Raw genomic sequence first — 25009 nt, 5'->3', positions numbered from 1 at the left:
AGGCATTCTATTCGTGTTTTCCGTCGTCAAAAACTTGGATGGTTACTTCTTTCTCGATCAAATCGGTGAATTTTCCGCGGTAACGAGTGGCTTTTACCAAGTGATTATCAATCCAGTGGTAGTTGCCTCCACGCGGCTTTCCGAAAAGAATTCCGTGGTATTTGAAACCGTGCTTTTTGAGCCAAATTTCAGTATACTCTCGATGTGCCTCAGTTCTTGAAGTGAAGAAAAAGATGATATGTCCTTCATCGTACCATTTGTTCAAAGTCACCAGGGCATCGGGGTAAAGCTCTGCGGTTAACATTCTTTCGGGCTCTTCATTCGGAATGTCGTCGCAGATGGTTCCGTCGATATCAATCAAGTAATTCTTAATTCCCTCAGGCAAAATCGGACTAATGTGGTGTCCGTTCTCTGTTGCGCTAATCAACTGCTTTTCAATGTCTTCTTTTTTCATTTTCGTTCTGTTTCTAATTTAATTGATTCAATTTGGATTAAAAACACCCTTAACCTCACCTATAAGAGAATTTTTATGCTTGTTTTGATTTTTAATTTAATTTTCGTTTTTCCAGTTCAAACGGTCTTGCTGACTGTATTGCCAAGGTGCTCCGTTATTTTCGATGTTGGTCATCATGGCGTTGAGTGACATCGGTGCTGCGCTTTGTTCCATGACCAGGTAACGGCGCATGTCCATAATAATAGAAAGTGGGCTGATATTGACCGGGCATTCTTCCACGCAAGCATTGCACGAAGTACAGGCCCATAACTCCTCGGGGCTGATGTAATCGTTGAGCAATGTTTTATTATCGGGGATAAAAACGCCTTTGTTCGCATCGATATTTTTGCCGACTTCAGTCAGACGATCGCGCGTATCCATCATGATTTTACGCGGTGACAGTTTCTTACCGGTTTGGTTCGCCGGACAAGCAGAAGTGCATCGACCACATTCGGTACAAGTGTACGCGTTGAGCAATTGTACCCAGTTCAAGTCTTGCACATCACTGGCTCCAAATTTTCCGGGAACTGCATTTTCATCAGCAGGCGCCGCAGCAAAAGGATCGGCATTCGGATCCATCATCAACTTGACTTCTTTGGTGACAGATTCAAGATTATCGAATTGCCCTTTCTGATTCAAATCTGCGTAATAAGTATTCGGGAAAGCCAGTAAAATATGAAGGTGTTTGGAGAAATAAAGGTAATTCAAAAACACCAATATCCCGACAATATGCACCCACCAAAAACCGCGTTCGAGCAAGGCAACTAATGCATTATCCATTCCGTCAAAAATTGGAGCGAGGTATTGCGAAACCGGAAAAGCGCCGGCTTGAGCATAATGTCCGAAACCGCCCGGAACATTTTGCAAATGGTAATCTGCGGCATTCATCAGTAAAAACAACGACATCAATACAATCTCAAAATACAAGATATAATTGGCGTCACTTCGTGGCCATCCGTTCAAATCCGAACTGATGAAACGTTTGAGTTTGATGATGTTTCTTCGAATTAAAAATATAATTACCGAAATTAATACCAACAAAGCCAGGATTTCAAACGAGCCAATCAAAAAATCATAAAAAACTCCTAAACCAGAAAAGACTCTGTGTGTGCCAAAAAGCCCATCAATAATGATTTCGAGTACTTCAAGATTGATGATCACAAAACCGGCGTAAACAATAATGTGCAGGAAACCAGCAACGGGCCTTTTGACCATTTTAGATTGACCTAAAGCAATTAAAGCCATGTTCGCCCAACGTTCTGAAGAGCGATCGGAACGATTCACTTCTCGTCCCAGTTTAATATTGCGGATTAGTTTTTTTACGTTCTGCGCAAAATAGCCAATGCCCACCACGAGCAAGATTGCAAATAAAATATTGTCAAGATAATTCATGGTCTCGGGTTTATTTGTTTTCTTTAGTTTCTTCGGCTGGCGGTGCTACATAAGGTTTGTTTTTCTTGCCAAACAACGACACATTCACATAGCGTGTCGGGTTCAGCCTTAAATCTTGTAGCAATAGTTCGAGTTCTTTTGAAGTTTTTGTGAAGTTGTTATAAAGCGCTTCGTCTTTGAGCAATTTGCCGGCTGTTCCTTTGCCTGAATTCAGACCAGCCATAATTTCATCAACTTTTCTGAGCGTAAGTTGCAAATCTTTGGCAGTTTTACCCAAATTGGCTTGTTTGAGCGAATCGGAAATGGCCGAGAAATTAGAAGATACCTTTTTGAAATCGCCCATCATGCCGTTGATATTGGATTTGTTATCAGCTAATAAACCGTTGATCTTCTCTGAAGCTTGATGAAATTGCGCAATAGTTTGACTCAATTCCGACAACGTATTCTTCAAATCTTGCTGGCCTTTTGCATCCAAAACGTTGTTGATTCCAACGAGCATTTTGTCTGCGTTGGATAAAATCCGATCTAGTTTCTCTTGCAATGGGGCAAGCTTCTCGGCAGCCATATCGGTCAACCCCAACTTTACATCGCTTTGCAAATGATCTCCGTTAACGGTCATGTTTGTATCTTTGAGATTCGGAACAATCATGATCTGTTTGCCGCCGATGAGACCAGACTCATAAATGGTAGCGAGAGATGATTTTGAAATGGGAAAATCAGACTTGATTTGCATCTCGACTTCGAGTTTGCCGGAACTACCAGAAAATTTGATGGAATTGACTTTTCCTATCACTAAACCGTTGAGCGTAATCGGCGCAGATGCGGTCAAGCCTTCCACATTGTCATACTGAACGTATAGGGTTTTGTATGAGGTAAATAAATCTCTTCCTTTCAAAAAACTATAGCCCCATATAAACAATAAAATAGACGCAATAACGAGGATGGCAGTTTTAATTTCTCTGGTAATTTTCAAAATCTTGATTTTTAGGCAAATTTAAAATAAATATTCAGAAATCCTGCTTTATTTCAGGGCTTCCTGAACCGAAACGCGCTTGCCATCTTTGAAGGCAATCAAGTAAGCAGAAGTGTACCCTTTGGCTCTGGCTTCTTCTAAATTTTTCTTGGCGGTAGTATAATCAGCCGTTTCGCCGTAAGTGTATTTATAAAGTAAACCATCGTCAGTGGTGACTCTGACATTACTCAAGCCTTTGAAATTTGAAGGTGTTAGCTCGAGCTTTTTGTTGGCAGCAGCAATTTGCACTCTGAAAATAACTGCTGGTGCCACTGTAGGTTCGGGTTGTTTCTCTGTGACTGGTTCATTTTTAGCCACAGTCGGAGTATCATTAAGAACTGGTGTTTCTTGGGCCATTTTCTTGGATGGCTTCTCAATTACATCGGAACCGCTGGCACCAAAATACTCTTTTTTATAACTGATAATTGCATTGGCAATCGCTTGGGCCATTTCCTGCTGGCCTTCTTCAGAATCAAGCATCGCTCCTTCTTCTGGATTAGAAATAAAACCAGTTTCAATCAGCACTCTAGGCATGTAAGCTTTGTGTAATACCATGAAAGGTGCTTGTTTTACACCACGAGTTTTCCGGTTGATGCTGGCAAATTGGTCTTGTATTTTACTGGCTAAGGAAATGCTGTTGTCGAGATACTCTTCCTGCATGAGCGTAATTCCAATCATCGAACTCGGGTTGTTCGGATCGAAACCTTCATATTTCTGTTTGTAATCTTTCTCTAGCGTAATAACGGCGTTCTCGCTTTTCGCTACTGCTAAATTCGAGGCATTCTTATTCAAACCCATTACATAAGTTTCACTACCGCAGGCCGAAGTGTTTTTATTGGCATTACAGTGAATAGAAACAAAAATGTTGGCATCAGCCCGATTAGCAATACTCGAACGCTCCACAAGCTCGATAAATGTGTCGTTCTTTCTGGTATAATTCACTTCAATGTTCGGATTGGCTTCGAGAATTTTTCCGACTTTGAGAACTATCGCCAAGGTGATATTTTTTTCAATATGGCCGTGGTAAATGGCTCCATAATCGTGAGCGCCGTGGCCGGCATCAAGGGTTACTTTAAATTTCGAACTAGATTGACTATAAACGGAAAAAGAAAAAATAAAGGTTAATAAAGGCAATAAATATTTGATTCTATGCGATTTATTCATGGTTGCAAATAAAATTAATTTTTATGAAATCCCTAAAGGTTTCGTTTTGATATTTACTTATTTTTGACGAAATTTTTTTGGGCGGTTGGCGCGTCAGAAATAAGCCATATTTTTACAAAAATAGCATTAAAACCTTTGCGTACAAACTTATTTCATATCGTTTTTTCAGCATTTTTCCTAACAATCGGAATTACTAAAAATTACGCTCAGGAACTAAATAATCAATCGGTTAAAATACCGGTTCAAAAGCAAGCAGATAGTACTAAAATCAACATCGCCGATCTGACCAAAATTGGCGACAGCATTAAATCGGATAGTGTCAAACCAAAGAAACCGATTCTTGAGAGCAAAATCAAATACAAAGCAGAAAAATACGCCAAAATAGACAACAAAAAAAAGCTCATTACTCTATACGACAAAGCCGAACTCTACTACCAAGATATCGAATTAAAAGCTGGAATTATTGTATTCAACTACGACAAAAGCGAAGTATATGCCGGACGTATTAAAGATTCGTTAGGCAATTACACTCAATATCCGAACTTCAAACAAGGCAGCAATGCAGTAGAACCAGATTCGATACGTTTTAATTACAAAACCAAAAAAGCACTGATATGGAATTCGAGAACCGAACAAGGCGAATTCAAAGTAAAAGCTGAAGTATCCAAAAGAGTCAATGATTCTGTTTACTTTTTGAAAAATGCCCGCTTTACGACCGCCGAAGACATCGAAGACCCAGAATATTATTTCCGTACCAGCCGATTAAAATTTGTACCCAAGAAAAAAGTGGTTACTGGTCTCACCAATATGGTAATTGCAGATGTTCCTACACCACTGGCCTTGCCTTTCGCTTTTTTTCCAATGACCGAAACCAGTCAATCAGGAATCATTGTGCCGACTTTTAACGACAATAATGATCGAGGTTATTCCTTACAAAACGGCGGTTACTATCTGGCACTCAGCAAATATTACGATCTGGCCATTCTCGGAGATTACTTCACCAATGGTAGTTATGCACTGCGTTTTGAATCGAGTTATGCGCTGAAATATAAATTTCGTGGGAATTTCAATGTGCGATATGAGAACTTAATCAACAGCGAGCGCGGCTTTCCAGACTACTCAAAAACAAACATCTACAACATTCAGTGGTCGCATTCACAAGATGGAAAGGCCAATCCGAATTCTCGTTTTTCAGCTTCGGTCAACTTTGGAAGCAGTAAGTACTTTCGTCAATCAGCCAGCCAGTTGAACGTTGGATCGAATTTGAACAACACCTTGAGTTCTTCGATTTCATATTCCAAGACGTTCAATACAATTCCGCAAGCCAATTTATCGCTTACGGCCACACATTCACAAAATACCAACACCGAGCAAATCAACATGACTTTGCCAACCTTACAATTTAGTGTCGACCGTGTATTTCCTTTTGCGCCGAAAGAAGGAATCAAGAAAGGCTTTTTTAAAAACATCAACCTCCAATATAATTTAAGAAGCGAAAATCGAATTGCTACAACCGACTCATTGTTCTTCAAACCCGAAATGTTCAAGAATGCAAAATTAGGTTTTCAACACAGCATTCCACTGAGTACTAACTTCAAGGTTTTCAAATATTTTAGCGCTACAACTTCAATGAATTTTGAAGAAGTTTGGTATTTAAAAACGATTCGAAAAAGCTTTGATGTCGTGACCAACCAAGAAGTCGTTTCAGAGGTGAACAAATTTGATGCTTTCCGTACCTATTCGTTTTCGTCAAGTTTGGGAACCACAATTTACGGAACTTTCAAATTTGGTGATACTAAAAAAATACAAGCGATTCGTCATGTGATGCGCCCATCGGTTTCTTACAGCTACACGCCAAGTTTTAAGCAGTATTACGACACTTATGCGGCCGATGGAAGCGGAACTATGGTGAAAGAATACACGCGATTCGAACAAGGTATTTTTGGCGCGCCGGGAAAAAATCTTTCGAGTAATGTGGGTTTCAGCTTGAGCAATACTTTCGAAGCCAAAGTAACCGACAAAGACACTACGAAAACCGAACCTAAGAAAGTCATGCTGCTCAACAACTTGAATTTATCGACCAGTTATGATATCACTGCCGATTCATTGCATTGGGCGCCTTTGCGGGTGAGCGGTGGAACAGCATTGTTCAACAACAAGATGAATGTAAACTTCGGCATGACCCTCAACCCTTATGCGATTGATAACGCTGGAAGAACTTTTGAAAAATTCAACATAGACAATGGTGGTAGCTTGTTTAGAATGACCAGTGCCAACATGACTTTGAATTATTCGTTGTCTAGCCGTGACGGAGAAACTAATAAAAATAAAAACAAGAACACGCAAGGGCTCCGAAATGGCGGGCGCGACGACGATTTGTTTGGAACCAACACTGATTTCAGCGACCGAAGACAAACCCAATTTGGCAATGACGATTCAGAGGAGGAAGACAATTTCAAAGGCTTTTTTAAATCCGAAGTGCCTTGGGATATTAATCTTGCGTATCAATTAACTTATACCAATATCAAACGCGAAAAACAGATTTCGGGTAATTCACTCATGATGTCACTCAATACCGAACTCTCCAAAAACTGGAAAGTCGGAGTATCGTCAGGTTATGATTTTGTACAAGATGGAGTGACTTTCACCCAATTCCGTTTCGAGCGCAACCTGATGAGCTGGCGGATGGATTTCAGTTGGACGCCTTTTGGAGCCAATGCTTTCTGGAGTTTCTTTATTGGAATCAAGTCGAGTATGCTTAGCGATATTAAGTGGGAAAAACGGACTTTGCCGGATAGAGTTTTGAGATAGATTGGTGAGCTGCAACGAGAAGAAGTAAGAGACAAGACACAAGAGATGAGAGACAAGAAATGAGAAGCAAGAGATAAGGAACACCTATAGCATACGAAAAATATCGGAACGAAGTGGTTTTGTCTATTGCAGCGAAGCGGTCTTTTGTCGTAATTAAAAATAAAAAATAATCATGAAAAAAATTATCTACACAGAAAAAGCACCGGCGCCGATTGGACCCTACAGCCAAGCCGTTTTAGCCGGAAATATGTTATATACTTCTGGGCAAATTGCTTTGAACCCGGAAACTATGGAATTGGTTTTGGGCTCGATTGAAAGCGAAACCAAACAAGTGATGGAAAATCTCAAAGCTGTTTTGGAAGCGGCCGGGATGACTTTTGAAAATGTAATCAAAACTTCTATTTTCCTGATAGATATGGAAGATTTTGCAAAAGTGAATAACGTTTACGGAAGCTATTTTAATGAAACGACAGCACCAGCCAGAGAAACTATTGAAGTAGCCGGTTTGCCGAAAGACGTAAATATCGAGATTTCGATGATTGCCATGAGATAGTGGCAGTTTATAGTTTAAAAAAAACGATGCTCATGTTGAACACCGGTTTTTTTTAATGGAAGTTTCTAACTGGCAATTAGTTATTTAAACCCAACAACAGCAATTGCGCCGTAGCTTCGTTGGTGGCCAACGGAACATTGTGGACATCGCAAACCCTGATCAACATGTTGATATCTACTTCGTGAGCGTGGCTCGAATTCGGGTCTTTGAAGAACAGTACCATTTTGGTTTTTCCTTCCGCCACACGCGCGGCAATTTGAGCGTCGCCACCCATTGGGCCTGACAGCATTTTCTTGACTTTGAAACCTGCTTTTTCGGCTTGCCCGCCAGTGGTTCCGGTAGCGATGAGCTTAATGTTCTCGCGGTTCAAGATGTCTTTGTTCTTATTTAAGAACTGCACCAGTTCGGCTTTTTTTCGGTCGTGGGCGATGATGGCGATTTCCATTTGAATTGGGTTTGAACACAGATTGCACGAATTTACACAGATTGGATTAAAAACAATAAAATCCGTGATAATCTGTGGAATCTGTGTTTACTTATTTAGTATGTGATAAGCAATCAGTCCGTCGATCGGGCGGCGCAATACATTGCCGAGTTTTATTTTGTGTCTTTTGAGCACTTCGTCGAGTTCGTCTTTGAGATAGAACGCAATTGAACCTACGAAATGCACCGGAATATCATGGCAGTTGTCGAATTGCTTAATGTAATTCTCTACAAAATCTTCCATTTCTGCGAAGATGTACTTACGGCAAAAATCGGTGTCTTTGTGCTTGATGATGAACTTGGCGAAAGTAGCCAGATACGCATTCGGATTCGGCTCTTTGTATAGATTGTTCTTCACATAATCGGGTTCGATGTTGTATTCTTCTTCGAATTCTTTAGCGAGTTCCGAAGGCATTTTGTTGAAGTAATAACCGCGCAACAAATGGCGACCGAAACGGTTTCCGGAGCAATCGTCCATGGCGATATAGCCTAGTGATTGTACTTTCTGATGCAACACTTTTCCGTCGAAATAACTGCAATTGGAGCCGGTTCCTAAAATACAAACTATAGCTTCTGCGTCTTTTGGTGTAGTGGCGTAAACCGCAGCGTAAGTATCTTCGTGAACAGAAACTGCAGCGTGCGTAAAATATTCTTCGAAAACCTGTGTCAGGAAATTTTTCATCCGGTCGGTACCGCAACCCGCGCCGTAAAAGAACAGATGGCTCGCTTTGTCTTTGTTGTGCGAGATATCGAATTTGTCATCTAGTCGGTGGATGATTTCATCCTTAGACAAAACTTCAGGGTTGAGCCCTAGGCTTTGCGTGGTAAACAATACTTTGCCTTGGTCGTCGATGGCAATCCAATCTGCTTTGGTCGAGCCGCTGTCTACGAGTAATTTCATTTTTTTGAGTGCCTGAGTTGCTGAGTGCCTTAGTGCCTGAGCTTCCCAACTTTGGTTAGTTAATGAATTGTTGTTATGGGTTGAATGCCTAGCCCCGATAGCAGCGGTATCCTTTTGAGTAATGCAATGGAGCAAAAGATTTAGCGGATAGCGGGATTGAGCTTCTAAAAAATAAAAGTCCCATTAAGAAATAACGGGACTTGGTAAATGTACTTTTTTATTTTAAACCGGCAATGTGTACCGACAAATCGATGAGTTTGCTTGAGTAACCGTACTCGTTGTCGTACCATGAAACGATTTTGAAGAACGTCGAGTTCAGGCCAATTCCGGCTTTGGCGTCGACGATTGATGTGCGCGGATCGGACACGAAATCTTGCGAAACCACGTCGTCTTCGGTGTATCCGATGATATTTTTGTATTCGGTTTCAGAAGCGTTTTTAAGCACTTTCATGATTTCTTCGTACGAAGTTTCTTTGGCTACTTTCACGGTCAAATCGACTACGGATACATCAACAGTTGGTACGCGGAAAGACATTCCGGTTAATTTTCCGACCAATTCCGGGATAACCTTAGTAACCGCTTTTGCTGCTCCGGTTGAAGATGGAATAATATTGACACTAGCGGCACGACCGCCTCTCCAATCTTTTCTTGATGGGCCGTCGGCGGTTAATTGTGTGGCAGTGGTTGCATGAACGGTAGTCATCAAACCTTCTACGATTCCGAAATTGTCGTGAATAACCTTGGCCAGTGGCGCTAAACAGTTTGTGGTACATGAGGCGTTGGAAACAATCGTGTCTGCAGCAGTAGCTTTCAAGTGGTTGACACCCATGACAAACATTGGCGCATCGGCTGATGGTGCGGAAATGACTACTTTTTTAGCTCCGCCGCGAATGTGCGCTTGGGCCATTTCTAAAGTGGTGAAAATTCCGGTGCAATCGGCTACGACTTCTGCTTGTACTTCGTCCCATTTTAAGTTTGATGGATCTTTTTCGGCAGTTACTCTGATGTTTCTTCCGTTAACGAACAATTTGCCGTCTTTTACTTCTACGGTTCCGTTGAAACGTCCGTGAACTGAATCGTATTTTAATAAATATGCCAAATGATCTACATCGAGCAAATCGTTGATGGCTACTACTTCTACGTTATCTCTATTCATAGTTTCGCGGAAAACAATTCTCCCGATTCTACCGAAACCGTTGATTCCTAATTTTACTTTTGACATTTTTTTTTAGCTTTTAGCAGTCAGCGATTAGCTGTTAGCTAGTCACCTCCTACTGATTGTATAATAATTTCTATAATTTCTTTTCTTAAAGCTAACAGCTGATAGCTTATTGCTGACCGCTTAAGTTGACATGATATCAGAAACCCTTAGCAACTCGCGGTCGATTTCCGTGTGACCTTTGATGGCTTGTTCCAGCGGCGTCAGTGCCACTTTATCGGCCATAAGCCCAACCATATAATTGGATTTTCCTTCGAGTATGGATTCGACGGCCTTCACGCCCAAACGGCTTGCCAAAACGCGATCGAAGCAAGACGGCGCGCCTCCTCGTTGCATATGGCCTAAAACCGATACGCGAACGTCATACTCAGGCATATTCTCATCAACGTAATCTTTGAGCTCGAACACATTTTTCCCGATCTTATCGCCTTCTGCAATCACGACAATACTGGAAGATTTTCCTGAAGCTTTACTTTTCTTGAGTGAATCGAGTAATCTTTCTAGCCCTAAATCTTCTTCGGGAATCAGGATTTCTTCGGCTCCAGCTCCGATTCCGGCGTTCAGTGCAATATGACCGGCATCACGGCCCATCACTTCCACAAAAAACAGGCGGTTGTGCGAACTCGCGGTATCACGAATTTTATCGATAGCTTCTACAACCGTGTTCAGCGCGGTATCATAACCTAAAGTATGGCTGGTTCCGAAAATGTCATTATCTATGGTTCCGGGAATGCCCATCACGGGAAAACCGAATTCGTTGTTGAATATTTCGGCTCCGGTGAAACTTCCGTCTCCACCAATCACCACTAGAGCATCCACTCCGGCAGCCACTAAATGATCATAAGCTTTTTTACGGCCTTCAGCACTCATAAATTCTTTGGAGCGCGCCGATTTGAGAATTGTTCCGCCTTTGTTGACGATGTTGTTTACGCTTCGTGGCCCCATTTCTTTGAAGTCGCCTTCAATCATGCCCTGATAACCGCGGTAAATACCGATACATTCTACTTGATGGTAAGCGCAGGTTCTGACCACCGAACGAATTGCAGCGTTCATTCCCGGCGAATCACCACCGGAAGTCAGCACGCCAATCTTTTTTATGGTTTTAGTCATTTTTTAGCTTTTGAATTGTAAAATTAGCAAATAGCTGTTATCAAAATCCGGTTATTATTATTCCTTTAGTGTTTTCGAGGAATTTCAAACGATTTCGTTAATAAGTTTTAAAAAAAGGGGTGTAAAAAGAACGGAAATTCACAGATTTCTGAATTTTTGCTAGACGAGCCAAGAAATTAATCGTCAGTAGGAACGGCTTCGTGGTTGTGGGGTTCCGACGGCGATTTCTTTTCTTTCTTTCCCTTAGGATCGACGAATTGAATATAATCGGGCGACATTTCGGAGTCGGAAACTTTGTCTACTGGTTTGACGATTTCGATTTTCTGATTCTTGAAAATTTTCGCGAGCAATTGTCGGAACGTGGTAAAATCGACTTGATAGGTCAAACCAATGCCTTGCGTATAGCCGATGCCTTGCCCAATGTAATTGATGTCGTTCTCTTTGTTGAACATGCGCAGGTTCATGGTGCCATCTTCATTCACGCGGTATTGTACCTCGACATCTCCGACTACTGTAGATTGTGTCAGTCCACCGACGGGAACACCAAATTTCCCGTTGATGCTGATGCGGTCGCTGATTTTGGTCGAAACGGTCAAACCTACGCGACCATCAGTTTCTCTACCCGGATTTCTATCGGCCGACACCAAATCGACACCGACGACAATCTTATCTTCATTATCGTTGAGGATCGAACCGAAAATATCGCCCACTTTCTCGTATAAATTATTGGTAATCGAAGTTTGGTTCAAACCGTCAACACTCAAGAAACTACCGGTGGATAAAAGTACTAAGGCTTGCTTCTGACGCACATCTTTGTCATCGAGTTTGGTCTGGATTTCAGATTTAAGTACCGAACTTACCGTCGGGAAATTGATCGTAAAATCAGGTTGCGGGTTGCTCAAGTTTCCTTTGAGGCCAATAACAACTTCAGTATCCACTTTTTTGTTGAACGACGGATTTTCAATAAGCACCGCCGGATTTGCTGATGTTTTATACACTGCCTCAAGATTCAGATTCGCCCGCATCGGATCGCCTTCCCAAGTGACAGAGCCGCCTTTCTTGATAGTAAAAAGTTTGTTGATAATTCCGCCGTAACGGAAATTGTAAGTTCCTTCATAGGCTTGAAAATCGCCCCACATATTGAACTTTCCAAGCGTGTTGATTTTGAACAGCAACGAACCAAAACCTTTTCCTTTCATCCCGTGACCGGAATTTCGGTCTAGAATAATTTCGACCTCAGCTTCTGGCGTAATATCGAAATTGAACTCAAGTTCTACGCCGCTATCATTTTTCTGTGTTTGGGCAATTCCTTTCTTCACATTGAACTTTTCGTTCTTGGTCACAAAATGGATGTAATTATTATCGCCGGTACTTTCTGCATCGCTGATAGGAATTTTAATCGTCGTGCCTTGCTCGGATTTCCCGTCTACTTTAATAAACAAATTGCTGATCGGACCAGTAATCGTCGCCTCGCCATCCATGTATGCAGTTCCGAAATAAGCTGCATCTTCACTGTCTTTAGTATCTAAAGCCAACATTCGCTTAGATTCGACACCCAAATCAAGCCGCCAGTCAGAGAAATCCTTGTGACCGATACTGCCGTAGAGTTTTCCGGTAGTGCCGTATTTGGTATCAATCATGTTGGCGTTGCGGATGATGAATTTGCGTTCGGTGACATCGACTACGGTTTGGTCTTCTACTTTGTAATCGACGTTGAGATAAGGAATGCCAAGCCCAGCTTTATCAACTAAAAGACGACCATTGATATCCAAATCATCAAGATTGCCACCGATATTGCCACGGCCCGACGCAAAACCGCGAATGTTCGAAATTACACCAGCGCCCAACGAAGAAAGCACCCCGAGGTTGAACTGCTCGAAATTCAAATCCAAGTCGAAATTGGTTTGCTTATCAATGATTTCAATATTTCCTTCGGCTTCAAAAGCTGCCACATTTTCATTTTCAATCGAAGAATCGACATAGAATTTCTGAAAGTTCGCGTCGCCCATAATACTGAGGTTCATCACCCCAAGGGCAATATCATTAAGTTTCAGATTGTCAATACGCAAAGCCGAAGTCGGTTGGTAAATTGAATTGTCTTGTTTGAGCGAAATTTCACCGCTCAGACTTCCGGTGGTTTTAAAACGCTCGTCCATCCTAGGCAGCAAACGTTCGAGTTGCACCTGATTAAAGCTCAGACTCAAATCTTTGTAGGCCTTATCTTTAATGATTCCGGTGAGCTTTGCCTTTTGGTTGTCGTGCGAAAGTACGATGTCTTCAATATTGAAATTCTTGAACTTTTTGTCGAAAATAATGCGGTTGTCGCGCGTGTCATTTTCGTTGAGATACCAGAGAAAATCATTGACTTTGAGTTCTGATTTCTGAATCCCGACGATGTTCTGACGCTGGGCATCGATGGTGTGATAAAGATTCAGACTATACGCATCTTGGCCAGCATCGCCGCCTTTGAATTCCGTGCGCAAAAACAAAGTGTCTTTGGTAGTGATATTAATCAGACTGAAATCACTGACTTTATAATGCTTGGTGTTGATTGTATCGAGCGAAACATAAGTATTATAAAGCGGGTTTTTATTGTCGATATCGACCTTGATATTATCAAACGAATTGCTGTAAGCCTTGATTTTAGGTGAAGAAAAATTGAACTTGAAATCATCGGTATCCGAATCGATGTTGCCACGCAGTCTGGTATTAGAGCCGATTTCGATACCCGGATAAAACACTTCGACAATTTTGTTGTAAATCGTAAAATCGAATTTGAGGTACTGCCCTTTCTTGACCGGATTGCGCGAATAGTTGGCATACAAACTACCGGCAGAATTTTCCAGCATTTTCTTGAGTGAATTGATTTCGAACTTTCCGACAACCTTACCTTGAACAATATCTGGCGATTCTATCGAAATGGTGCGTACATTATTTGGGTCAAAACTAGAATGCAGCGAAAAATCGTCAAAATAATAATTGTCTTTGTTGTTGGCGTAAGAAGTTGTGGTAAAATGCACATCGCCACGCAAATCATCGAGCGTGTTTCCGACCACGTTCACTTTGATATCGCCTTTAAAAACCGATACCGAATCGTTTTTTACAAAGTTGAGTTGGCGCAAATTGGCATAATCAATCTTGGTTTCAAAATTATAGTTGATGGCCTTCCTGCCCAAACTCACCGCACCATTGAAATCTAGAAACAAATTCGGGTCATTGATGAAAACCTTACCTTCAAAAACCGGATTCTTGAACTTGCCATCGACAATAATTTTGCTGTAATTATAACCGTTGTATCTAATCTTGTATACATCGCCGGAGAAAGCCGTATTGAGGTATTGCTGCTTGAAACCTTGCCCGTCGACATCGATGTTGAGCGTTACTTTGCCTACGTCATTTCTGCCTAAAAAAGCACCTACATCAAAAGCTTCGAGTATGATATTGCCCTTGTATTTGGCGTTGTCGATGTTGTCAATATCACGCATATCGAGCTGCGACTGAATGTTACCCAACGCCGTAGCCATATAAAAATCTGCCACAATCGTTTTCACGGTAATTTGGGCCTTTCCGTGCAAATCGAACTGGCCAATTTTTTTGAGCGAAGTAGGCAATTTCGTACCGAGTATATTCGGCAATAACTTGACTAAGTTGTTGTAATTTGAGGAAACTTTACTGAAAGTACCATTCATGTAGAAGAACTGCTTGTCGTTGCCGAAAAGATTCTTGAAATTCACATCGCCGATAATCTGTGTATTCTTGCTGTCGATAAGACGCATTCTTCGGGCAGTGAGATTGTTCAAGGTTCCGGTCACTTTGGCCTTCAGCGAAAAGTTCTGATTCGGCCCCATTTCGTTGTAGAAATACCGAATATCATTGGTTGACAGTTCCGCTTGGTCGAGGTCAATATCGAAACGCACTTTGTTGTTGAAATCCTGAAAGTCTTCGCGACGGTAATTCAGTGCCACTTCGCCTTTGAAATGAGAATATAAAGTCGTCACCTCTAGTTTTTGAAGCAGGATATTTTTCTTGGTGTAAGTAAAATCAGATTGAAGATGCTTAACAAAAACACCGCGATGGTCTTGAAATGACATTTTTTGTATTGTCGTATTGACATTCGGTCCTTTGATTTTAAAATCCGTCACTTTGGCATTGAGTTTCGTAAAATCAACATCTTTAGGTACTTCGCGATTTTCGTCGATTAAGATAAAACGACTATTTTCAAGATAAACTGTATTGGCTTTGAGCAGAAATTTCCCTGAAGAAGGTTTACCATCATCGAAAGCAGCAATGAATTTGTCGATATTGGTGTCTTTCTCGCCTTTGTAAGTTTTCATATTCACTAGCAAACGATGGAATCGAACCGTTCCGAAAAGCAAGTCGCCGTCGATAAGTCTTTTCAAATCGAGAATATCGGTGTGAATGCGATTGGCAAAAATCAGTGTGTCTTTGTGATGGTCACGTATAAGCACTTTCTTGAGCTTGACCACACCAAAAGAAGTTATGGCAATTTGTCCGATAGCAATATCAGTTTTGTATTCGCGGTTCAAACGTTCGGTAGCATACTGTGCAATTTTAGTTTGTACAACTGGCAAGGTCAACGCGATACCCAACACCAATAGCAAGAGTATGAGCAGCAGCAGCAAACGAACTATTATTTTCCGAACGCGTTTTATGAGAATGTTCTTTATTAATTTTTTAATTAATGCCTATGAACCGGCGCAATTGATAAAATTTGGCTAATTTTGACAGCGCTGTAAAAATAGCATTTTTTTCAAAGCATTTAGTGCAATAGCAACCAAAAATTTACCAGTATTTATGCCCAATGAGCGTATATTTATTTTAGCGATTGAAAGCTCCTGCGACGATACAGCAGCGGCAGTATTGCAAAACGACAAAGTGCTGTCGAATGTTGTAGCCAACCAATTGATTCACAACCAATATGGCGGCGTCGTTCCTGAATTGGCTTCGCGTGCGCACCAACAAAATATCGTTCCGGTAATTGATGCAGCGCTGAAAAAAGCCAATGTGACCAAAGAACAACTCTCTGCCATAGCATTTACTCAAGGTCCAGGTTTGATGGGTTCGCTGTTGGTCGGAAGTTCGTTTGCCAAATCCATGGCGATTGCTTTGCAGATTCCGCTGATTGCCGTGAACCACATGCAGGCGCATATTCTTGCGCATTTCATTGACGAAGAAGGCTTTGACAAACCTACTTTTCCGTTTTTGGCATTGACAATTTCCGGTGGTCATACCCAAATTGTCCGTGTGGATGATTACTTCGCCATGGAAATTATTGGTGAAACGACCGATGATGCTGTAGGTGAAGCTTTCGACAAAAGTGCTAAAATCCTTGGATTACCTTATCCCGGCGGACCATTAGTGGATAAATTTGCTCAGGAAGGCAACCCGAATGCCTTTGTTTTTACCAAACCCAAAATCCCCGGGCTTGACTTTAGTTTCTCGGGATTGAAAACGGCAATTCTGTATTTTATTCAAAAACAGGTGGCAGCCAACCCGAATTTCATCGAAGAGAACAAGGCCGACATCTGTGCTTCGATTCAACAGACGATTATCGAGATTTTGATGGATAAAATCAAACTTGCCGTAGAAGAAACCGGCATCAAGCAAGTAGCCATTGGTGGTGGTGTTTCGGCCAATTCGGGTATTCGAAAAACATTGAAAGATGCCGAGGCAAAATACGGCTGGAAAACCTACATTCCGAAATTTGAATATACTACAGATAATGCGGCCATGATTGGAATTGTCGGTTATCAGAAATACTTGAACAAAAGTTTTGAGACTGCTGCTGTAATTTCTAAGGCCAGAACCCAATTTTGATATGCAGCTTTTTTACAACCCGGAAATCGATTCTAGTACTTTGAGCTTCAACTTCGACCGCGAAGAAAGCAAACATATCATTAAAGTACTCCGAAAAAAAGAAGGTGATAAATTATTTGTTACAAATGGTTTAGGTTTTTTATTTGTTGTAGAAATCACAATCGCATCAGACAGTAAATGCAGTGTCAAAATCGTCGAAACTCAACAAGCCGAACCATCAAAATTCAACTTGCATTTGGCAGTAGCTCCAACTAAAATGAACGACCGCTACGAATGGTTTTTAGAAAAAGTAACCGAAATTGGAGTTGCCGAGATTACACCTATCATCTGCGAACACTCTGAGCGAAAGGTGGTCAAAACAGACCGACTCGAGAAAATTCTGGTTTCGGCAATGAAACAATCCAAACAATTCTATTTGCCCAAACTCAATGAGGCCGTTTCATTTAAAGCATTCATCAACCAACCGTACGAAGGCCAACTATTGATTGCCCATTGTGAAGAAACCGATAAAAAAACACTAAAAAATATTTTAAAACCAAATCTCGATGTAACGATTTTGATTGGCCCTGAAGGTGATTTCTCTAGCAAAGAAATCGAACAAGCTTTAGAGAAAAAGTTCGTCCCAGTTTCGCTAGGTCAGACACGGCTGAGAACCGAAACAGCTGCTGTTATTGCTTGCCATAGCGTTGTTTTTATCAATGAAAATTCCTAATATTACCTCCACAAACCAAACAAAAACTCATGAAAAAACTTTACTTCATATTTGTGTTCTTGGCATTCAGCTTTATAACTACGGCGCAGACTCCTTTGGCGCAAATCAGTATAGAGAGTCCGTCAATGGTTTGTTCTCCCGGGCAGTGCAGCTTGCTGACCACGACACACGCTACTTTAAAATCATCGACCGATTATACCGTCGAGAGTATTCCATACAGCCCGATTTTTCCTTTTGTTGGAGGCGTAACAATCAACACCTCTGCTGACGATGTTTGGTCGCCGGAGATCAATTTGCCATTTAATTTTAGTTTCTATGGCAATTGCTACAATTCGCTTTTGGTGGGAAGCAACGGATTAGTCACTTTTGATTTAACCAATAACAACCCAGCGGGAACTTGTCCGTGGCAATTTACCCAGACTATTCCCAATGCCGCTTTCCCGGTTAAAAATGCAATATATGGCGTTTATCAAGACACTAATATCGCGGTTCCACCAGTAGTTAATCCAAGTTTGCAAAACGTAAATTATTATGTGTTGGATACCGGAGTGAATGCGGCACCCAACCGGGTGTTTGTGGTTAACTTTAATGAATTACCGATGTTCCAATGTAACAGTAACGTCGGACTCCAAACTTCACAAATAGTGATTCACGAAAGCACCAATATTATTGAAGTCTTTGTAAAAAGCAGAACCGCCTGCACGACTTGGAATTCAGGATCAGGCCTTATCGGATTGCAGAACGCGAACGGAACGGCTGCAGTGGTTCCTGCGGCGCGCAACACCGGTACTTGGTCAACCACCAACGAAGCTTGGCGTTTTAGCCCAAATGGTGCCGCATTGCCTGTTACTTACCAATGGACAATTAATGCGGTTCCGGTTCTGAATGAAACTTCAGATTCGATGCTGGTCTGCCCTACCGAAAATGCCACGTACCAAGTTCAAATGACTTACGTAAACTGCAACCTGACAACCGTAGTCAGCTCTAATTCAGTCACTGATATTCTAATGCCTGATCCGGGCATAGGCGTTCCTGTAGACTATAGTGTTTGTAGGGAGTTTCCTTTTATTTATTCTACTAATTTGACATCTAACGATATCACAGTCTTGAACGGTCTGCCAGCAGTAGATTATTACATCAGATACTACGAAAATCTTGAAGACGCGCAAAATACGACCAATAACTTCATTTCGAATCCTACAGCATACACTTTCACGCAAGACAAAACGATTTATATGGTCATCGAGAGCCTAATTACTGGTTGCTTGTATGTCAAACCATTTTCATTGACAGTACTTCCTGTTGTTTCACCACCGACAGGCGCGCCAACCCAAGATTTTACTGAAGGTCAAACCTTGGCAGACTTGGAAGTTCAAGGCGAGAACATTACTTGGTATGATAGTGCTGTGGGCGGAAACCAGCTCCCGTCAATTACTTTGTTACAAGACGACACCACCTACTACGCCACACAAATTGTCAACGGATGCGAAAGCAATCGCGGTGTGAGTCCTACTCGTTTTGCGGTTACCGTAAATCTGGTTTCGTTGGCCAATGATACATTTGTAGCCGGCGTGTTTACGGTGTTTCCGAATCCGGTGAATGACAAGCTTACAGTTAAGTCGAAAGAAATTATCAAATCTATTCGCATTTATAATATACTGGGACAACAAGTTTTACAGTTGCATCCGTATCAAAATGAATCGCAAATCAATGTGGCACAATTGAATAATGGCGTTTACTTTTTAACACTCGATAGCGAGCAAGAACATCGTTCGATCAAAATCTTGAAAAAATAAAATAGGATGAAAAGAAGTTGGATACTCTTACTTTTATTTTGCTACTGTAGCTCTGCTCAGGAAATCGCTTTACTTAAATATAATGGCGGCGGCGACTGGTATGCGAATCCAACTTCTTTGCCTAACCTAATCAAGTTCTGCAACCAGAACATACACACTAAATTGAAGCCCAAACCAGCGGTCGTGCAACCTTCCAGCCCAGATTTGATGTCGTATCCACTGGTGCACATGACCGGTCACGGCAACGTGGTTTTTAGCGATGCCGATATCGTCAACTTGAGAAATTATCTTTCTTCTGGCGGATTCCTACACATCGACGACAATTATGGCATGGACGAATTCATTCGCAAGGAAATCAAGAAAATAATGCCCGGTTCAGAATTGGTCGAACTTCCTGCCAACCATCCTATTTTCCAGAAACCATATGCATTTACCGGCGGTGTTCCGAAAATTCACGAACACGATGGCAAACGTCCGCAAGCTTTTGGGATTTTTATCGATCAAAGATTGGCGTTATTGTATACCTTTGAAACTGATTTGGGTGATGGATGGGAAGATGCTGATGTACACCACGATCCGGCAGAGGTTCGCACCAAAGCACTAAAGATGGGGGCAAACATCGTGAATTACGTTTTTAACAATTAAAGAAATGACCGCAAAAATCATCGCCAACGGAATCCTCAGGGCTTTGGGAATTATCCTAGCAGTGTGTATTGGCGTGTATTTTCTATATCAAATTCAGACCGTTATTTTATACTTAGTCGTGGCATTGATTCTCACTTTGATTGGCAATCCGATACTAGATTTTTTAAAAAAACGACTGAAGTTCAAACACACTTTGGCCGCAGCCTTTACCATAGTGTTCTTTGTGCTGATCATTGTTGGTTTTATGCTCTTGTTTATTCCGCTGATTATCAATCAAGGAGAAAGTTTGTCGCTATTGAATACGACCGAAATCGAACAAAACATACTCCGGCTGATGGATGAATTGACTGTATTTCTCGAAAGCCATCACATTGATGCTGAAGCCTTACTTAGAAGTCAAAAAAACGCTTCTAACCTAAATATTACTGTCATTCCTGACTTTTTAAATACTTTACTGAGCACCATTAGCAGTTTCGGAATGGGTTTGGCCTCGGTGCTGTTTATTACTTTCTTCTTCTTGAAAGACCGACGATTGTTTATTGAGGGCGCGAAAAAACTAATCCCCGACAGTCATGAGGAGCAAATCTTGAATTCATTAGACAAGATTAATGTGTTGCTCTCGCGCTATTTTATCGGATTGCTCGTTCAGTTACTGGTGGTTTTCATTTTGTATATGATTGTATTGCTGATTTTCGGTGTGGAGAATGCCATTGTGATTGCCTTTTTGTGTGGCATTTTGAATATCGTTCCGTATATCGGCCCAATCATCGCTACTGTTTTAGCAGCGATTTTAACAATGATTAATAATCTTGGTGGCGATTTTCAAACCGAGACTTTACCAACTACTATTTATGTTTTGATAGGGTTTTCACTGGTACAATTCATCGACAATAATTTTTCGCAACCGCTGATTTTCTCTAAAAGTGTGAGTTCGCATCCGCTGGAAATTTTTCTGGTAATTCTCATCGCCGGTTTTCTTTTCGGTATCGTCGGAATGATTGTCGCTGTGCCACTATTTACAATTTTAAAAGTCATTGGCAAAGAATTTTTCCCTGAAAATGTGTTAATTCAAATGTTTACTAAAAATATCTAGACTTGCAGTTTTCCTTGCTTGCGCCCAACATTCAGCAGTTTATAGAAACGCATACTGAGGCGGATATCCATCGTTTGGCGTTACAGAAAAATCCGTTTCCAGAATTGCCATTTACTCAAATTTTAGAACAAATTTTAGGCAGGCAGAAAGCCAAGAACAAGCTGCCCCATTGGTTTGCCGCAAAAAACATACTTTATCCGAGTAAAATTTCGATTGAACAAACTTCTTCTGAGAAAACGGCTGCCTACAAAGCTTCCCTAATTTCTGGCGAAACCCTTATTGATTTAACTGGCGGTTTTGGTGTAGACGATTTTTATTTTGCTAAAACTTTCAAAATGGTGACGCATTGTGAAGCCAATGAAAAGCTTTCTGCAATTGTTAAGCACAATTTTGAACAATTAGGCGTTGGGAATTGTGAATTTCACGCCGGAGATTCTAAGGAAATTTTACAGGAACTCCAACAGAATTTCGACTGGATTTACCTTGACCCTTCGCGGCGTAATGAACAGAAAGGAAAAGTTTTTATGCTACGTGATTGCGAACCAAATGTTCCTGAATTACTGGATTTCTACTTTCAATATTCCAATCAGATACTAATCAAAACAGCACCGATTCTCGATATTACGGCAGGTTTGAGCGAACTAAGAAATGTAAGGCAAATTCACATCATTGCGCTTGAAAACGAAGTCAAGGAATTGCTTTGGGAAATATCAAAAGGCTACAATGGTGTTATTAAAATTAGTACCATCAATCTCAAAAAAAATGGCGATGACTATTTTGATTTTAATTGGAATGAATCGTTGCAACCGAGCTACGGTTTACCAAAAACATATCTTTACGAACCCAATGCAGCCATTATGAAATCAGGTGGTTTCAATGCCATTGGATTACAATTCGGGCTTGAAAAATTGCATCCGCATTCGCAACTATTTACTGCGGAAACCTTGGTTGATTTTCCTGGTAGAATTTTCAAAGTCGAGTACAACATCGCTTACCAAAAAAGCGAAATGAAAACACTTTTAGAACAGACCAAAGCCAATATTACCGTTCGCAATTTTCCAGATACTGTGGAAACTATACGCAAAAAATGGAAAATTACTAATGGCGGAGACCGTTTTTGTTTTTTCACAACCGATGTAAATAACCGCAAAATAGTTTTAATTTGCGCCAAAATTCAAAACTAGTATGAAACGCTTTTTCTTGACTGTTTTTTTACTGACCATCACGACTACTTTTGCACAAAAACCATGTGATTTCACTACCAACGTCACGGATTCGATTGGGAATTACAAAACCACTAAAGAATACTTGATGTATGAAAGAAACTTCGCTGGAAATTCAAGCTATCTTTTTCATTCTATTGTGATTACTGATGGTTTGCCAATGCTAAATGTGCAGATTTTGGAAAAAAGCGAAGGATTCATCAAAGCCAAGTGTTTCGATAAAAATTCGAAGTTATTCATCCAACTCGAAAACAATAAAATCATCACGTTGCTGCACCTGAACCAAGAAAGTTGCGGAACTTTGGTGCGAGACGATAAAGGAATAAATAACCGCGTATTGACCGGTTATTTCATTTTTCCGAAAGGCGATTACGAAGATTTGAAGAAAATCCCTACCACGATGATTCGCGTCAAATTTGCCACTGAGAACGCAGATTATATCATCCGAAAAGCGATAAAATCAGAAATTGACGGTTCGCTAACCGAGCCTGAAAAGTACTTCATTGATTATTTCCATTGCATCGAGGGCAAAGACTAATCGCACTTCCATTTAAAATTTGAAATGCTCTCCTTTCTGGCATTTTTCAGATTGTAGTGCCACCACTCGCTTTGAAAAATACGGAAGCCTGAACGCGTCATTATTTTGCGTAACAATTTTCGGTTTTGCTTTACTTGATCTGGAAGATCTTCATAGTCATGGCTGGCCTCGATACCGAAATGATCGAATAATGTTCCCATGTCAAGCACTGCTCCGGTGCTGTCTGCTAAAGTGATATCGACAGCGCCGCCGCGGTTATGTATCGAACCTTTTTTAGGATCGGCTACATAATCTGGGTTAGAAACAATCTGCCACATTTTTTTCTGAATATCCAGCGGACGATAACAATCGAAAATCACAATCTTATAGCCCCGTTTTAGGAATCTTTCGTTAGCTTCGATTAATGCTTCGACTGTTTTATATCTTAAATAACAAGCTTCACAATCATAAACTTTAGTTTTCAAGAAATTGTCTTCGGTGGCGTATTTCATATTGTAAATAAAATCCGGACTGTAATCTTTAAGATTGACAAATGTGGTGTCATTGGGTTTTGCCTCTTGACCGATACAATGAAGTGAAGGAACTAAAAATAAGATGATCAAATACCTGAATTTCATTTTGCTTTTGATTGTTCACAAAGAAACAGAATAATCTCTGGATATTCTAGCAATCTAGCCCAACAGAACTCTAATTTTTAAAATTGTTTAATAGTAATTCTCGTTTAAACTAAAAGTAAAGCTTTCATATTTAACAACATAGTGTACTATTTATCGGAATTTTAATTAAAATTCAACTTTAGCTTTATACACTGATTTACAGTAGTTAAAAAAAAAACAAATTTATTTTTGTTTAATCTTTTTTTAAAAACATTAAACTAGTTTTACAGCAAAACTAAATGAAACACTATGAAAAGAATTACAAACAATCTGAAATTGATGCTTCTGCTTCTGATTAGCAGTGTAGCATCAGGGCAAACTGCCAGACTACAAGTCATTCACAACTCTGCGGATGCGGCGGCTGAATTTGTTGATGTTTATCTCAACGGAACATTATTATTAGACAACTTCAAGTTCAGAACTGCAACACCTTTCATCGACGCTCCTGCCGGTGTTCCTGTCAGAATCGATGTGGCTCCTAGCTTGAGTACTTCTGCTGCTGAAAGTATTTACGATGCTACTGTTACCTTGACAGCCAACCAAACTTATGTTGTTGTTGCAGATGGAATTGTGAGTCCAACCGGATATACTCCAAACCAAGATTTCGGACTAGCAATTTATGCACAAGGCAGAGAAGCCGCGACCAACGCTTCAAACACCGATGTATTGGTTCACCACGGAGCTACCGATGCACCGACGGTTGATGTCGTTGAAACCAGTATACCGGCGGGAACTATTGTCAATGATCTTGCTTACACCGACTTCTCTTCAAGCTATCTCGAATTGCCAACAGCCAACTATACGCTCGATGTCAGAGATGCAAGCGGAACTGTGACTGTAGCAACCTATTCAGCGCCATTGGCTACTTTGGCCCTTCAAGGAAAAGCGCTTACTGTAGTAGCCAGCGGATTCTTGAATCCAGCCAACAATAGCGAAGGACCAGCTTTCGGGCTATGGGTAGCTTTGCCAACCGGAGGCGATTTGGTGGCTTTACCATTGGTTACTCCTACTGCCAGACTACAAGTCATTCACAACTCAGCAGATGCTGCGGCTGAATTTGTTGATGTTTATCTCAACGGAACATTATTATTAGACAACTTCAAGTTCAGAACTGCAACACCTTTCATCGACGCTCCTGCCGGTGTTCCTATCAGAATCGATGTGGCTCCTAGCTTGAGTACTTCTGCTGCTGAAAGTATTTACGATGCTACTGTTACCTTGACAGCCAACCAAACTTATGTTATTGTTGCAGATGGAATTGTGAGTCCAACCGGATATACTCCAAACCAAGATTTCGGACTAGCAATTTATGCACAAGGCAGAGAAGCCGCGACCAACGCTTCAAACACCGATGTATTGGTTCACCACGG

Annotated in this window: 20 protein-coding genes; 10 read left to right on the top strand and 10 right to left on the bottom strand. The window is 41.0% G+C overall.

The features are described 5' to 3' along the window. Positions 1–7: 7 nt before the first annotated feature. From G4D82_RS06195 to G4D82_RS06180, 4 genes are all read right to left on the bottom strand, one after another. Complete coding sequence (locus G4D82_RS06195; protein ID WP_166335668.1) at positions 8–454, bottom strand: LNS2 domain-containing protein; 447 nt, start codon at positions 452–454, stop codon at positions 8–10. Positions 455–550: 96 nt separating this feature from the next. Then, complete coding sequence (locus tag G4D82_RS06190) at positions 551–1885, bottom strand: (Fe-S)-binding protein (RefSeq protein WP_166335666.1); 1335 nt, start codon at positions 1883–1885, stop codon at positions 551–553. A gap of 10 nt (positions 1886–1895) precedes the next feature. Further along, the gene (locus G4D82_RS06185) at positions 1896–2858 is read right to left on the bottom strand and encodes an MlaD family protein (protein WP_166335664.1); all 963 of its coding nucleotides are present in this window, start codon (positions 2856–2858) and stop codon (positions 1896–1898) included. Positions 2859–2906: 48 nt separating this feature from the next. Beyond that, positions 2907–4061 carry an N-acetylmuramoyl-L-alanine amidase family protein gene (locus tag G4D82_RS06180; protein WP_166335662.1) on the bottom strand — a complete coding sequence of 385 codons (1155 nt, stop codon included), beginning with the start codon at positions 4059–4061 and terminating at the stop codon, positions 2907–2909. 51 nt (positions 4062–4112) lie between these two features. On the opposite strand from G4D82_RS06180, the gene G4D82_RS06175 reads away from it, so the two are divergent. Together G4D82_RS06175 and G4D82_RS06170 are read left to right on the top strand one after the other, a co-directional pair. Further along, positions 4113–6872 (top strand): putative LPS assembly protein LptD, encoded by a 2760-nt coding sequence (locus tag G4D82_RS06175; RefSeq protein WP_166336059.1) that lies wholly within the window; start codon positions 4113–4115, stop codon positions 6870–6872. 172 nt (positions 6873–7044) lie between these two features. Beyond that, positions 7045–7425, top strand: coding sequence for a RidA family protein (locus tag G4D82_RS06170; RefSeq protein WP_166335660.1), 381 nt, complete (start codon positions 7045–7047; stop codon positions 7423–7425). Positions 7426–7501: 76 nt separating this feature from the next. Here the strand turns inward: G4D82_RS06170 and G4D82_RS06165 are convergent, their stop codons facing one another. From G4D82_RS06165 to G4D82_RS06145, 5 genes are all read right to left on the bottom strand, one after another. Further along, the gene (locus tag G4D82_RS06165; RefSeq protein ID WP_166335658.1) at positions 7502–7870 is read right to left on the bottom strand and encodes a methylglyoxal synthase; all 369 of its coding nucleotides are present in this window, start codon (positions 7868–7870) and stop codon (positions 7502–7504) included. 87 nt (positions 7871–7957) lie between these two features. After that, positions 7958–8809 carry a BadF/BadG/BcrA/BcrD ATPase family protein gene (locus G4D82_RS06160; RefSeq protein ID WP_166335656.1) on the bottom strand — a complete coding sequence of 284 codons (852 nt, stop codon included), beginning with the start codon at positions 8807–8809 and terminating at the stop codon, positions 7958–7960. Between the two features lie 217 nt (positions 8810–9026). Continuing rightward, complete coding sequence (gap, locus tag G4D82_RS06155; RefSeq protein WP_166335654.1) at positions 9027–10031, bottom strand: type I glyceraldehyde-3-phosphate dehydrogenase; 1005 nt, start codon at positions 10029–10031, stop codon at positions 9027–9029. Positions 10032–10151: 120 nt separating this feature from the next. After that, complete coding sequence (gene pfkA / locus G4D82_RS06150; protein WP_166335652.1) at positions 10152–11138, bottom strand: 6-phosphofructokinase; 987 nt, start codon at positions 11136–11138, stop codon at positions 10152–10154. A gap of 176 nt (positions 11139–11314) precedes the next feature. Further along, entirely contained in the window at positions 11315–15781 is a 4467-nt protein-coding gene (locus tag G4D82_RS06145; protein WP_235924312.1) for a translocation/assembly module TamB domain-containing protein, read from the bottom strand. 172 nt (positions 15782–15953) lie between these two features. Here G4D82_RS06145 and tsaD point away from each other — a divergent pair, with 172 nt between their 5' ends. Genes tsaD through G4D82_RS06110 form a run of 7 tightly spaced genes read left to right on the top strand, consistent with a single transcriptional unit; the run spans position 15954 to position 22983 of the window. Next, complete coding sequence (tsaD, locus tag G4D82_RS06140; RefSeq protein WP_166335650.1) at positions 15954–16976, top strand: tRNA (adenosine(37)-N6)-threonylcarbamoyltransferase complex transferase subunit TsaD; 1023 nt, start codon at positions 15954–15956, stop codon at positions 16974–16976. A 1-nt stretch (position 16977) separates the two neighbouring features. Further along, a complete protein-coding gene (locus G4D82_RS06135; RefSeq protein ID WP_166335648.1) occupies positions 16978–17688 on the top strand; it encodes a 16S rRNA (uracil(1498)-N(3))-methyltransferase in 711 nt (236 codons plus the stop codon). Between the two features lie 29 nt (positions 17689–17717). Then, positions 17718–19484 carry a T9SS type A sorting domain-containing protein gene (locus G4D82_RS06130; protein ID WP_166335646.1) on the top strand — a complete coding sequence of 589 codons (1767 nt, stop codon included), beginning with the start codon at positions 17718–17720 and terminating at the stop codon, positions 19482–19484. 6 nt (positions 19485–19490) lie between these two features. Continuing rightward, on the top strand, positions 19491–20129 hold the full coding sequence (locus G4D82_RS06125) for a DUF4159 domain-containing protein (RefSeq protein WP_166335644.1): 639 nt from the start codon (positions 19491–19493) through the stop codon (positions 20127–20129). Between the two features lie 4 nt (positions 20130–20133). Then, positions 20134–21222: an AI-2E family transporter gene (locus G4D82_RS06120; protein ID WP_166335642.1), complete on the top strand. Its 1089-nt coding sequence runs from the start codon at positions 20134–20136 to the stop codon at positions 21220–21222. Positions 21223–21224: 2 nt separating this feature from the next. Beyond that, entirely contained in the window at positions 21225–22406 is a 1182-nt protein-coding gene (locus tag G4D82_RS06115) for a THUMP-like domain-containing protein (protein WP_166335640.1), read from the top strand. A 1-nt stretch (position 22407) separates the two neighbouring features. Next, complete coding sequence (locus G4D82_RS06110) at positions 22408–22983, top strand: hypothetical protein (protein WP_166335638.1); 576 nt, start codon at positions 22408–22410, stop codon at positions 22981–22983. Here G4D82_RS06110 and G4D82_RS06105 read toward each other — a convergent pair. Continuing rightward, complete coding sequence (locus tag G4D82_RS06105) at positions 22980–23600, bottom strand: M15 family metallopeptidase (protein WP_166335636.1); 621 nt, start codon at positions 23598–23600, stop codon at positions 22980–22982. The two genes, G4D82_RS06110 and G4D82_RS06105, sit on opposite strands and share 4 nt — an antisense overlap. A gap of 288 nt (positions 23601–23888) precedes the next feature. Here G4D82_RS06105 and G4D82_RS06100 point away from each other — a divergent pair. After that, positions 23889–25009: DUF4397 domain-containing protein (locus G4D82_RS06100; protein WP_166335633.1), on the top strand; the 1121-nt coding region annotated here is incomplete at its 3' end.

This window comes from Flavobacterium lotistagni (assembly GCF_011392125.1).
Classification (GTDB): Bacteria; Bacteroidota; Bacteroidia; order Flavobacteriales; family Flavobacteriaceae; genus Flavobacterium; species Flavobacterium lotistagni.
Note: the sequence above shows the minus strand (reverse complement) of the source record. Positions and strands in the feature narration are given on the sequence as shown.